The 13,893-nt window shown below is 28.8% G+C and carries 12 protein-coding genes; 8 read left to right on the top strand and 4 right to left on the bottom strand.

Translation table 11 applies throughout. The features are described from left to right. The first annotated feature begins 51 nt into the window (after positions 1-51). From H7355_RS06005 to H7355_RS16015, 8 genes are all read left to right on the top strand, one after another. Positions 52-1,890 carry a hypothetical protein gene (locus H7355_RS06005; protein WP_186645817.1) on the top strand — a complete coding sequence of 613 codons (1,839 nt, stop codon included), beginning with the start codon at positions 52-54 and terminating at the stop codon, positions 1,888-1,890. A 14-nt stretch (positions 1,891-1,904) separates the two neighbouring features. Continuing rightward, positions 1,905-3,590: a hypothetical protein gene (locus H7355_RS06000; protein WP_186645816.1), complete on the top strand. Its 1,686-nt coding sequence runs from the start codon at positions 1,905-1,907 to the stop codon at positions 3,588-3,590. A gap of 19 nt (positions 3,591-3,609) precedes the next feature. After that, complete coding sequence (locus tag H7355_RS05995; protein WP_186645815.1) at positions 3,610-4,833, top strand: hypothetical protein; 1,224 nt, start codon at positions 3,610-3,612, stop codon at positions 4,831-4,833. 1 nt (position 4,834) lies between these two features. Further along, the gene (locus H7355_RS05990) at positions 4,835-6,607 is read left to right on the top strand and encodes a hypothetical protein (protein ID WP_186645814.1); all 1,773 of its coding nucleotides are present in this window, start codon (positions 4,835-4,837) and stop codon (positions 6,605-6,607) included. Positions 6,608-6,658: 51 nt separating this feature from the next. After that, positions 6,659-8,383, top strand: coding sequence for a hypothetical protein (locus H7355_RS05985; RefSeq protein ID WP_186645813.1), 1,725 nt, complete (start codon positions 6,659-6,661; stop codon positions 8,381-8,383). A 14-nt stretch (positions 8,384-8,397) separates the two neighbouring features. Then, positions 8,398-10,230: a hypothetical protein gene (locus H7355_RS05980; protein ID WP_186645812.1), complete on the top strand. Its 1,833-nt coding sequence runs from the start codon at positions 8,398-8,400 to the stop codon at positions 10,228-10,230. A 321-nt stretch (positions 10,231-10,551) separates the two neighbouring features. Further along, entirely contained in the window at positions 10,552-11,094 is a 543-nt protein-coding gene (locus H7355_RS05975; protein WP_186645811.1) for a hypothetical protein, read from the top strand. Further along, positions 11,094-11,222 carry a hypothetical protein gene (locus tag H7355_RS16015; protein ID WP_286190665.1) on the top strand — a complete coding sequence of 43 codons (129 nt, stop codon included), beginning with the start codon at positions 11,094-11,096 and terminating at the stop codon, positions 11,220-11,222. Before H7355_RS05975 ends, H7355_RS16015 begins: the two co-directional genes overlap by 1 nt. Positions 11,223-11,306: 84 nt before the next feature. Here the strand turns inward: H7355_RS16015 and H7355_RS05970 are convergent, their stop codons facing one another. The 4 genes from H7355_RS05970 to H7355_RS05955 all read right to left on the bottom strand — a co-directional run bounded on the left by H7355_RS05970 (position 11,307) and on the right by H7355_RS05955 (position 13,891). Continuing rightward, positions 11,307-11,786: a hypothetical protein gene (locus tag H7355_RS05970; protein WP_186645810.1), complete on the bottom strand. Its 480-nt coding sequence runs from the start codon at positions 11,784-11,786 to the stop codon at positions 11,307-11,309. Positions 11,787-11,928: 142 nt separating this feature from the next. Beyond that, positions 11,929-12,273 (bottom strand): AzlD domain-containing protein, encoded by a 345-nt coding sequence (locus tag H7355_RS05965; protein ID WP_186645809.1) that lies wholly within the window; start codon positions 12,271-12,273, stop codon positions 11,929-11,931. Next, entirely contained in the window at positions 12,266-12,985 is a 720-nt protein-coding gene (locus H7355_RS05960) for an AzlC family ABC transporter permease (protein ID WP_186645808.1), read from the bottom strand. The genes H7355_RS05965 and H7355_RS05960 overlap by 8 nt, the downstream gene beginning before the upstream one ends. 21 nt (positions 12,986-13,006) lie before the next feature. Further along, entirely contained in the window at positions 13,007-13,891 is an 885-nt protein-coding gene (locus H7355_RS05955) for a DNA-3-methyladenine glycosylase family protein (protein ID WP_186645807.1), read from the bottom strand. Positions 13,892-13,893 lie beyond the last annotated feature (2 nt).

The following is a 13,893-nucleotide window of genomic DNA, read 5'->3' as shown; positions in this document are numbered from 1 at the left end:
AATATTAAATACATGCGCAATGAATATTCATTTAAATAGGATATCAACAATATGAAATTATATTATTTAGCTTTATTACCTTCAATAGTTTTTTTATCAATGACAGCATGCAGTAAATATGAAAAAAAATCTAATAATGAAAATATTGGAAAACTAAAAAACTCAATTAGCATTGAAATATCTAACCATAAAATCAATATTAATGATTCGTATAAAAACAAAGAACAAACAGAAAACAATACAAATTTAAAAAAAGTACAAGATATACAAATGTCAGATAAAGATTACGACTTTGATGATAGTATCGTCACAAGAGATCCCATACTAGGACAAGGATATAATTCCAATACAGAAGAGTATTTATCTCAATGCGTCTCAGACACTGAATCAGAAATCATATATACAGGTCAGCCAAGTAGTACAGTTCATCAAAGAACAAATATGTCATTCGAAGAGTTAAATTCTGTTATAAACGGCAGAGCTGATGGAACAACAACATTTAGTAGTTTTTCAGCAAATGGCTCTTTTGAATATTCTTCTAAAGCACAAAGAACAAAAAATAGCGTAACTTTTACAAATATAATAAATTATGAAAACAATCACATTACGATTTTAAAGCCATATCTCAACAAAGATGCTTATAGCTTGATAAATAAAACAACAAAAAGTGTTAATCATATTTCGGATGATGTCTGCGGAAATCAATTTGTGTCCTCTCTTTCATTGGGTGCCAAATTACTCATTACTGTTAAAATATCTCTCAGTGATTCTCTAGAAGCACAAAAAATTAGCGGTGATCTCGATGTAACCGTACCAGCATTTGGAAGCATTGCAGGATATATTACTGCACTTGATGAAAAAACAGCCAAAGATAAATCAATTTCAATATTTATTAAGCAAATAGGTGGGGATGTCAGTCAACTTGCAGCAGCAATCCCTTTAGATGCTCTAAAATGCAGTTTAGAAGATAAAAACAGTCGAGAATCATGTATCAGAACTTTAAAAGAATTAAGTAACTACGGTACCAATACTTTTACACCAAGCTTAACGAAATTCATAAATGACAAAAATAATTTAAATGGTTTAGCTGTTGTCGATGTCGATCACTCTTCTTACAATCGCTCACCATTAATATACATAGACGATGAAAATAAATCAGATAGTATTATTCTAACAAACAACATCCCAGATTACGTTAAGCCATTTATTGAACAAGCCCGAAGTGAATTAAGTCAATGGTACAATTTTGAACAAAATATATACATAAGAGCAAAAGATATTCTTTCTACGCGGGCAAATGAATATCAAAGAAACCAATTATTGGAGATTCAAAAAAGCGCTTCTGAAAATATGAAAAGATATGCGAATGCAGGAATTTCATGCTATCGAGAAATGGAAAATTGTCTTGAAAAAAAGGAAGATGCAAGAAAAAACGCAATAAAATATGAATTAGGTATACTAAACCTTATTACTGTAAAACCTCTCTTTAATCTTTCAGGAGTTTGGCAAGATCGCAATGCAAATATACTATTAAACATTTCTCAAATAGGGATTGGAGTAGATGCTATTTCTTCGCAAGACGAAAATATATATTCTCATAATTATGGAATATACATGAACTCAGACACTGCCCATCTAGATTCAGATAATATTATTGAATATAATGATGGTAGTAATTGCATATATAATAAAAAAGTAGTTTTTTTTCAAAAAATCGAAATAAATAAAACAATTTTAAAAAAATTTGAACGAGTTTATCCAAATAATTGCAAAATTCCAATAATTAACTGCAATCTTCCAGGAGAAAAAATGTATCAAGAAAACTGCAAGCCTTCAATCTATGAAAAATTGCTTATAAGTATGGATAATAATTATTCCTATAAATTATGAAAGAAAATAATAATATGAAAATTAAAATTTTGTTAACCTTATTTTATATTCTTCAAAATCAATCTTTACATGCAGACACATATATTTCAGGTGTGAATAAATTCACTTTTTTAGCAAAAGGCTATGACACTAAAAACCAAATATCGACTGGAAAATGTATTGATGGAAACATTGTATTTTCAGGAAAGAATACCGCTGAAGAAAGTTTTTTATTAAACTCTTCTTACACTGATTTAGTTGAAGTACTCAATGGAGGAGTCAAAGGGAGTCTAAATTTTCAATACTTTAATGTAAATGGCCAATTTGATTATGCTTCCAAAAATTCAGCAAGTGATTTGAATTTATCGTATACAGATATTATATCCATAAATCCTAAAAAACCCACTCTCATTAATTATAAGATTGCAAGCGGAATGGAAAAATTACTCGTCAACTCAGATGGATCAATCAATAATAATATTGAAATGTTCTGTGGCGATGAGTTCGTAACTCAGGCAGTTATAGGAGCAAAACTTTTAATAAATGTAAATTTTTTATTTAAAAATTCTATGGATAAAAAAGAATTTTTCGGTAAAGTAGGAGCAAATATTTTCTCGATTGCTGAAATTGAAGGAAGTTTAAAGGTAATTGATGAAAAACTTTTAGCAAAAACCGTTGTTTCAATAGATGCAAAGCAAATTGGCGGTAACGCGACTCTATTTTCATCAGCAATCCCTAGTGATTCAGTCTATTGTAGTTTAGATAAAACACCTATAAAAGTAGGCGATAAAGAGATCAGACCAATTGATTTCTGTCTAAAAACTTTAGAAAAACTATCTAATTATAAAGAAAAATTTTCAGCTCAGCTTAAAGACAAAACTTTTGATCCACACGATCCCAACGGTTGGGCCTATTTTGGATGGATTTCAACGAAATATAAAAATGCTCTTATTTCATTTAAAAATAAGCCAATACAATTAACTCCCAATAACCCATCACCCCCACTTGCTCAAGAAATTAAGAGTTCTAGACAAAAATTAAAAGAAGCATTTGATTATCAATTGAAATATTCTAAAACAGCTTATGAATTAATGCACTTTAATATTCCAACCGCAAAATTGGTAAAAATTCAAGAATTATCAAGTCAAATAAGCTCAAACTTATATAAAATTGCTTCTGCTGCTAAAAAATGTTTTGGAGAAGATATATCATATTGTGTAGAATCAACTTCTTATGCATTGAATAATCTACAGGAATTTGAAGAAAATGATTTTATTGAATTTGATTATACAGATCCCGACAAGAAATTTTCTGGTCTATGGATATCAAACGATAATACATTTATAAATATTGCTCAATACAGTAATAAAGTGACGGCCATTATAAATTCAGTTAAACTTAATAACTTAACTTCAACAGCAAAAGGTGGATACATTGGGGAAAATATTTTCTTTCTATCAGGAGAAACTGAAAAAGATATGTTTAAGGACAAATCAAATATTAAGTGTAAATCATATATCAATATTAAAATTAAATACATTGATAAGAACCATATTAATATTCAATTTAAGCCTCAGAGTCCATTATTTAAATACAATAACGAATGTGAAATAAGTCCTGATGATGTGTGTATCTTTGATAGAAATGACATTAAATTATTGAAAGATATGAGTTCTATAGATTATCGAATTTGTGAAACTGTGTCATTTCAACGCTTCTGACGTATTAATAGGAATTTTTATGCTACTTAAAAAATTAACATGCTTGATTAGTATATTAATATTATCTAAAAACGCATTCGCAATTGAAAAAAAAATGCCGAGTGTAGGTTATGATTCTTTATTAAATACGTTTAAAGATAATTGCTTAGAAGAAGATATAAATCAATTATACTATACAGGACAAAACAGTATAAAAACCTTCTATTATTATGACTTGAATGAAGAACAAATTTCTCATAATTTAAATGCAAATGGGACAGGAGGGGTTAATTTTAAAGTTTTATCTTCTAAAGTAAATATTAGTTTAAATAAATTATATTCATCAAAAAATTCAGATTTATCTATAATATACAATAATAGAATAGAAGGCAAATCTGTCCATGTTATGAATCCCTTACTTTCTAATATAGGAATTTCAACAATTAATTTAACACCAAAAGAAAGACGAAAAATATGCGGAGATAAATTTGTCACTGGTATAAATCTTGGAGCATTTTTCATGGCAAGTGTTAAACTTTATTTCAGAAATGAAGAGGTAAAAAATAGATTTAAAGCATCAGTCACATTTAAGTTACTTTGGATGAGCTTCACTAAAAATATTTTTGATAAAGTTTTTGAAAAATTTAAAAATGATGTTTCAATAGGTGTGAATGTTTATCAAATCGGGGGCAATGAGAAATATTTTTATAATTTTCTAAAAAAATTAGGGGACAAACCTAATTGCTCTTTACTAAATTTACAACCATGTCAAACATATTTTCAAAATCTTATTAAATATGGTCAAGAAGAATTTCCAAAGCAATTAAATAATATGAACTTCACAATGGAAGAAAACCATGGTCCAATAGCACTTTCCTTTGAATTTTCAGATTATACAAGACAAGGTTTTCCATATTTATCCTCAAAAGAGGCAAATAATAGTGATTTCATAAATGCATTGAATATAGAGAATGCTATCAGAGAAATACAAGAAAAAATTGATTCTGAATATATTCACAATGAAAGGGCAGAACAATTGTTAAAAAATTCAAATATATTTAGATTAAATCTATCGCAATTCGAAATTATCCAAGATCTTTCAAAAAAAAGCGAATACAACTTAAATATTCTTAAAAGAGTAATGGATAATTGCATGATTGACCGTTACCAATGCAATGATCTAAAAATAGAAAGCTTCAAAAATTTAATAGATTATGACGAAAAATCACTCAATTTAAACACTATAGATTCTCGAGGAAATTAAAATGAAATTCAAAAGTGCTATATCAATATCTTATTTTATTAGCATATTTAATTCTGCATATGCTCAATCTGAAGTAAGTGTTGAGATCGATGAGAATAAAATGATTTGTAAGCTTAATTCTAGTGATGAAGATATAGAAGAAAAAAATAAATCTTACCAATGGATGATAAGTAGTAACAAAGAAAAAGATGGATACTACTCAAAATACCCTTCACATAAGCTTCTTGAAAATCAAAATACCCTACAAACTGTCACGATAAATCCAAAAGAAGAAAGAGGAAAATATGAATGGGTAAAATGTCAAGTTGAAATTGAAAATAAAAAAAATGGAGAAAAATTATTTGTTACAAGCAAACCGGCAAAGATTGAAAAGGTTGAGAATGAAATATTCAGCCGATTTTTTGGCCCTGAATGGGAAGATAATTTATTTATAATAAATAAAAAGTTATATAAAATATTTGATAATTATTATTCCGTTAAAATTCATCGAGACATGGAGCGCATTACATACATAAAGCCAATAGAATTAAAAGATAAAATCATTAAAGTTTTCACTATGAATGATTTTTGTACTTCATTGCAACTAAAGAATGGAGAACTAGCTTTTAATAATTTTTACTATTCATTGGAGCAAAAAGACAATATTGAAAATATTTTTACCACTAAATACGGATATTTTATATTATATAAAAATGGAGAACTTAAAGATATTTTTGGGAAAGAATTGATGCCTAATTTACGAATAAAAAAATTTTTTACTCCATATGAGGATTCTACTATAAGCAGAGAAGAACGAAGACATCTTAAACTTCTCTATCGAATACTTGATTATACATATTTTTTTAAGGATAATACTGGAGATATATATGGATTTGGTAGTAATTATAATAATGAAATATCAAGTTCTCTCCCTAAAGAAGAAATTTTTCTTCCAGCCAAAACCGAATTACCAAGTAATATTGATATTATAAAAACTCCTCGCTCTAGGTATTCATTTTATGCATTTGGTTCATCTAACTCACTTTACATCTGGGATCAATACGTAAGAGAATTTCCTCGTACTTTTGATCATTCAATTAAATATTTTTATTCGAGATATCATGGATCTCGTCAAGCTCCAGCTAAAATATTTGCTGCTTTAGATGATAATAGTCTTTGGGTTTGGGATCTTATACCTAGAACTGATAAATATACTACTGAAGATAATGAATTTAAATTACCGAGTTCTGTAAAAAATGTTTCCGTCTCATTTCAAGATAATACTGCTCATTGCTATTTACTACTTGAAAATGGAGAAGTTTATGCTTGTAATTATTCTATACATAATGAATATAATAATAATGGAAAAATTGAGAAAATTGATTTTCCTAAAAAAATTATAAATATTATTGACAATGAAGATAGATCTGATACTAGATATTTTATTCAAGAAGATGGGAATATATATATTAAATCGCCTAATAATACTATAAAATCAGATATTACAACAGAAAAAATATCGAAAATTGAGACAATAGATGATTTAACAATGAGTCTTTCTATCAAAGGAAAAGTAATCTTGTATGATTTTTCAAAAAATTCACTTGAAAATTTGATCACACCTGAAGAAATTACAGATATAAAATCTATAAATAGTGATTTTACTAAAGCATTTTTACTATTTTCAAAAGGTGATTCTATCTATTATTATAATGCTGAAGCCGAACTTGTAAATAAAAAGAAAGAAATTAAAAAAATAGGCGAATTTAAGGGCAATTATGCAATAACAAATTAACATTTATTTCTTCCCTGATATTGTTAAATTTTCTTTAAAGAAAGGTTCTTTATGATTTTAAAAAGATTAAAAATATCTATATCTATTGGATTATTTTTAGCATTTAATTTTTCTTCCTGCGGAAGAAAAAGTCAAAATGAATACCAGCCTCAGGTAATTGATAGAAATATCAGTGCTGAAATGAAAACATTTTTAAAGACAAAAAATTCAGAAAGTATTATCCCACCCGGTATTTCAGACAAACTCCTGCTCGGTAGCGGCTATGACAGCAAAACACAAGAGTATGCAGCACAATGTATAGAGGGAGATATCCGTCATGTTGGCCAACACAGTATGGAAACAAATATTTATCACAATATAGATATGCATTCACTCATAAATGAACTTTCTGGTAATGCTAATAACAAAGTTCAATACAGTGCATTTAAAGAGATCACTCTTGCTGACTATGTTGGAGAAATTACAAATGATGATTATAGCTCAACTTTTACAAACATTACGACCTACAAAGCAAAACAGATCACTCTCACAAATCTAAAGACTTCAAAAATTGGAGGAAGCACAATTAATCCTAATAATACAATCAAAAATTCCGTAACTCAAATTTGCGGAGATGAATTTATAAATGCAGTTAACCTTGGATCGAAATTAATTTATACAATCAAGTTTGCTTTTGAAAATGAGCTACAAAAAAATAATTTTGAAGAAGTTACCAATTTTGAGTCGATTAATATTGGTAATATTCTAAAAAAATTGGAGACAGACAAAGATAAATTTTCAGAAAATATTAACTTGCAGATTTCTGTCAGACAATTTGGCGGAGACTATGATAAAATTCGAGAAGTTATCGAAGCATCAGATTTAAACTGTGATCTCAATAATGTCAAAAAATGTATTGATACTATCAATAAACTAGAAAATTATAAAGCAAATGAATATTCAGATCAATTACGAAAGATTGAGCTGAATCCTGAAACTGAAAAAGGCTTTGCTGTAATTAATTGGCAAACTGCTCAATATGCAAATCACCTAGTCGCACACAATAACACTGCCATTCGTTTCATTCCCAAAAATGACTTGCCCAAATATGACTTTGAACTCGAACAATTAAAAAAGGACCTTTTATATAAATATGAAGAAGAAGTCACAAACCTGAATCGTGTAAGTTCTTTACTCTTTAATTTCAAGATTAATAACGAATATATAAAAGAGCAATTAAGCAATATCCTTTTAAAATCTACAGAAAATAAAAATTTATTAAGACGCGCAGCTGATACCTGCTTTTCTGAGCCAAGCAATTGCAAGTTTGCAACAGAAGAAGTCTATGCAAATCTCAATATATATAATTCTGGTGTATTGCATTCAAATATTATGAACATATTACCAAAAAATATTCTATCTGGATTATGGACTTCATGGAACCCAGCAAGCATAAACATGTTCCAAATTTCCCAAACAGGATCACGAATAGCAATGGGTGTTTATGATTATCGTGGGGAATTAACTTTCTATTCTTATAATGGAAGTTTTATCGACGAAGAAACAGCTTTTTTACCAATTACTGTTATAAAGAGAAAGCAAGACAATACTTATTGCTCCCTCAATGCAACCGCTAAATTATCCATAATTGATGATGAAAACTTCAATTTAAGAATTAAATATTCATCTGAAGATGATTACAAAAAATGTTTTGAAACTGACAAATTTCAGATTTGCACTAAAGGTGATTCTTATAATTGCCTCGAAAAAACTCTCTTTACCCGTGTACCATTTTAAAGAAGGAGTAAAAAATGAAAAATAAAATTTTTATATTTACCTCACTCAGCATAGTTATTTCATGTCTTTCCTATGCAGCATATCAAAATATTTCTAATAAACCTGATTATATATTGATACCTCCAAGTGAAAAAGTGATGAATACAGTGAAATTGTCAAAAGATTTATCCACAAACGATAAATTTAACTCTCTCAGTTTTTCGTCACTTAAGAAAATGAACCACACTTCTATCCCAGGAGAATCGATGGTTCCCGCCCTGTTAGGCAGTGGTTACGATAGAAAAAGTCAAGTGTTAAAATCCCAGTGCGTCACTGGCACGATAAGGATCCCAAGATTTAATATTAGTAATTTTGAAGTTGCATATTTATACAATTTATCTACTGAAAACTTAATAAGAAACATTTCAGGAGTGTTACCTTATGATATAAATTATTCATTTTTTTCCTCAAGTCGTTCAACTGAATACGCAAAAAAAGCTGGAGCTTCTCATACGAGCATAAGTTTTACTGAAATTGCAGAATTGAATGCAGGAATAATTGGATTTGATTTAACTACAAATGACAAATCTGTGTCTATTTTAGCTCAATCTCAAATAGATAGCAATGGAAAGACTCTCGATACTGTTGAGGAAGCATGTGGTGATTCATTTGTAGACAGCGTCAGCATTGGTGCAAAATTATATACAACTGTTAAATTTTCTTTTAAAAGTATAGGCACAAAATTTCTTTTTCAAAGAAATATTAAAACAAATCTGCAAAATCTTGGAGAATTAGAAAGTGAAATTGCAAAATTGGATACAAACATTAAAAAATCATTTCGACTTGCAGTCTATGCCTTTCAATTGGGGGGAGAACCTTCCCAAATGTCCACAGCAATCCCTACGGAAAGTGAAACATCGTTCATAAATTGCAGCGGTGAAAATGCAAATGCATGCTTTGAAGTTTTAAAAGCTCTTGATTCATATAGAAAAAATCAATTCACCAATCAAATTGCTCAAAGTACTTATGATGAAACAAATCCAGCTGGTCTTGCGGTTATAAAATGGAACCTAGCCTCTTACGAAAGGCAAGCACTTAATTATAAAGATTCTATAGCATTACTTACCCCAGAAAAACCCTCCCTCCCACTTACCAATGAAGTCAAAAGCACGAGACTTGATCTTAAAGAAAAATATCTTCAAATATTAAATGACAGTATGCGTGCGGAAGAACTACAAAAGTTCATTCTTCCAAGTGGAACAAAGGAACAGGTGAATGATATTGTCAAAGCTTGTCGTAAAAACAAAGAAATAATTGCAGATGCGGCTGCAAAATGTTTTATGCACCAAACAACAACGGATGAAAACGTTCATCGTAGCAATACAAGTGCATGTGTGCTTGGAGCAGAAAGTGCATATAATAAACTTATCAAATATGATCGAAGAGCATTAAGCAATTTTATAGATAATAGCTTAACAAAAATACCATATAATTACACTGGATTTTGGCAATCGGATAAATACTCATTTTTATCGTTAGTGCAAACGGGAGAAATCTTAAACGGCATTAAAAATATGCATATAGAAGAAGGATATATCACTCAGCATGCTTCAGGAGGGTTCAGAAGTCTTAATGAAATATATATGCGTTATAAAATCCATGTTCCTCTTAAAGAAAAAACACCTTTTTATTGTACATATGAAAAAGATGTCTTGATCACTCCTATTGATAAAGACTCATTCCAATTAAAAGAAGTCAATGTCGATAATAAAAAAGCTCAAGAGTGCAAAGCAGAAGTCACACCTTGTAGTGAAGCTGAAGATCGATTCGCCTGTGTTAAAGAAATTGAAAAATTTGAAAGAATTTAAAATAAAAAAATCATTCTTCATGCCATAACCTTTTTGAAATCTTCCTTAATTTTCAAAAGTATGCAAAATTTTAACATAAAAATTATCAAATATTTGTATATTATCATCTACGCTATTAATAGAAAAAAAATTGACTTTATCCACACGCAATTTATAACCATTCTAAAAATAAAAATTATTAATACTTATAAAATTTAAGAGATTTTTAGTTACAGACAAATAACAATAATTAAAATATTTTACTCAAAGCAATAATTTTAGCTTGACCCAGCCAATTTATTATTATAATAAATTTTAAAATAAAAATAGCGAGGCAAAATAATGGAAAAGGATCCTGATATTGAAGCTTTAAAAAAGAGTATGTTTATTGCAAATGAAGTAACAGCACCACATTGCTTCATACTTCTTTCTAATCTTGAACTCCGACTTCTTGTCGATGTCTATCAAAGAATTTCTCATAAAATTGATATTTTTGAAAATTACAATGGCTTTATGATTGAAAAGATCAAGCATCTTATTCTACCAAATCTTCTCAAAGATAAATTAATCATTGAAGGAGAAAATGGTTTTAAAGCTGCTCATAAAAATTTAATATTTGAAAGCCCAGCTTTGAAGGAGAAAGTAAAAAGAATTGCAGGGGCTGTCGAAGGAAGCTTAGATGTCATGTCCGAAAAAAATCTTGAGGAAAGTAAAATGTTTTACTTAAACTATAAAAAAGTTCCAAAAGAAAAATATGATGAAATAATCCACGATGCAAAGAAACTATTATTAAAGATAACAGATTTACAAAAACTTCAAAATAAGGGTGATGTTGACTGTGAATTTAGTTACTTAAGCTTTTACAACCAAAGGAAGGATTTATAATGAAATTTATAATTACAGTTTCTTCATTTTTTATATTATTTTCAACTAGTTCCTTAATTTCTCAATCAAAAATAATAAACCAAGGAGAAATAAAATGGGTAAAAGAAGTTAGAGAAATTCATTGGTAAAAAGACTTTAAAAAGTATTTTATTAGAAATAGAAAAGGAAAAATATCTCACTAACTCCCTAGAAATATCATACAATGAAGTAATTCACTTAAATACATTTATCAAAAGCTCTCTATCGGCTTCACTATCTATACGTTCAAGGCTTAACTCAAATTTATTTTTTATAATATCTCCAAAATCACCAATTATTAATTCCACAGTTTGACTTTTTTTGCTAACATCTATTAATTTAGTTATATTGTCATAGTGAGGCTTATCATAGCTCTCAGTATCACAAAACAAACAATTTGCTCTATGTATTATTTTTGAGCGATCACCAAGACCAATAACAACATAATTACAAATATTCTTATTTTCTCTTTTACATTGTGACAGTTCAAGAGCATTATCGATTAATTTGAGTTCTTTTCCAAATAGGTTTTTACTATCATAAATTGTCTCTTTTTTGGCAATATAAATATGTTTGACCTCACCAAGACTTTTGGCATTTTCTTGTTCAAGACTACATCCAATAAAAATAAAACTTAAAGAAATAAAAAAATATTTACTTAGATTCATATACATAAAAATCTCCATTTGTAAAAAAATAACTAACAAGAAAATTCATTTACTTTTATAAATAATATATTATTTTATTTCAAGAAAAATCCATAAATAATATTATAAAATTTAAAATAAAGATTTATACCACCAAAGAGGTAAGGATTTAAAAAGTCCAAGCATACAAACAAAGTGTGAAAAGACTCAACGAAATAAATACGCTTTTTAGAATAGATCCAGTTTTTATGCAGATATAAAATGATAGTATTATAAAAATAATATTAAGCAGATAAAGCAGAGTCTTAGTATCCCAAAGAACTTTCAAACTTGCGTTTTTAAAAGCAGCAGAATAAATAATTTCACCAATGATACAGCAAGAAGCGTAATCAAGGATTTTAAAAATTGTATTCTTTTTTAAATCTATGTTTCTTACTACAAACATGGGAATAATTTTAAACATATAATTTACAACTGCAGCAGCCAAAATAGCAATCAGTATTGCATTATCCATTTTTAGCCCTTTCTTTTCTTGCATCTAAAGCACAAAAAAGAACTCCTATTACTAATGCATAGACAAGCTCAATAAATTTTAAATGCAAGCGTTGCAAGAAAGGCATGGTAAGAAAACCACTGACTGTTGCTACAATTGCAAAAATATCAGGATAACGCCGTGCAGTCAGCGCTGCAAAATGCAAAGGCATCACGATCATAAAAATGAGTGGAATACGTGTATCTGTAATATCTTTTACAAAATAATAGCCAAATAAAGTTGTAAGGCAAGCAAAAATATAGCTAGGAATTGCGACACCATAAAAATACGCAATGTGTCCATGCATCATATTTTCCGATTTATATTTAGTGTAAGCAACTGTAAAAGTACTTGCACTAAACATAAACATAGCAATTATAGAGTGAATTGCTTTTGACTTCTTAAAATAGGGAGCCAGTACTGCAGAATTTAATAAAAAACGAAAATTAATAACAAAAACAACAAACGTAATATAGAGAACATTCACATCTTGCTTAAAGGCATAGATGAGAGCCAGCTGAGCAGGAGCTGCAAAAATAAGCATGGTCATTAGCAAAGTATTTATATTATTTAATTGACTTTCATGACATAGAGAACCTAGAGATGAAAACATAAAAAAGAAAGACAGCCAGATGGGTAATGCATCGACTAAACCTTCTTTAAAATATATTGTATTTGATTTTATATTTTCCATGCAAACCTTCAGTCAAAGCATTCACTTTTTTAAACTTCTCATGTGCTTTTGATAACTATACAATAAATTATGACACAAAATGCCCGAAAAAGGTTTTACTTTAATGGAATATTGTTCAATTTCCTCACGAGTAGCCAAATCATTTGCACCTAATGCCCATTGAAAGGATTTTTTAACTGCAAAATCACTCACAGGAATACAATTAAAGTTACGCATGATTTTAAGTTCAAACCAATCAAGTGTCCAATCACCTATGCCATGAATATTTTTTAAGGCTTTTCTGAATGCAACTAAATCACCATGTCCAAGCATTACATTTTTAATATCTAATATGTTTTTCAAAAAGAAATCTGATAGTTCTTTTAAGCACTTGCGCTTCATTGCACTCAAGCCAACATCAGAAAGCTGATGGTCTTTAAGAGATTTAAAAATAGAAGCTGAAGGAAAAGTTTGTAAGGTAACAGCATTATCAAACGATATTTTTGTTCCAAAACATTTTATAAGATTTGTTCTAATCGTATTTGCAGCAGCCACAGAAATTTGCTGACCTATTACAATTTGTCCAAGCCCCTCAAAAAGACCTTCAAATCCACTCAGTCTAATAGGAGGACATTTTTCCAATCCAATTTTTTTAAATAGAGCAAATTTGCGAATATTTTCTGAAACTTTGTCTGGAAGCACATAATCATATCCTAAAAGAGATGCAATAATAGAATGTTCATTTAAAATATTATTAAAATTTTCTCTTGTAAGTTTAACGATCTGTGCAGAGTCAGATGACAAATCACTATAGGCAAGATAAAGTGCATCTTCATAAAAACTTGCAGATTGAGAATGAACAGAATATGTAGATATATTTTGAAAAAAATTATCTATCTCTATTTTATTAATATTAATTTTAACCATAA

The organism is Fluviispira vulneris (genome assembly GCF_014281055.1).
GTDB classification, from domain to species: Bacteria; Bdellovibrionota_B; Oligoflexia; order Silvanigrellales; family Silvanigrellaceae; genus Silvanigrella; species Silvanigrella vulneris.
The sequence above is the reverse complement of the archived record's forward strand: the minus strand, read 5'-3'. Positions and strand labels throughout refer to the sequence as shown.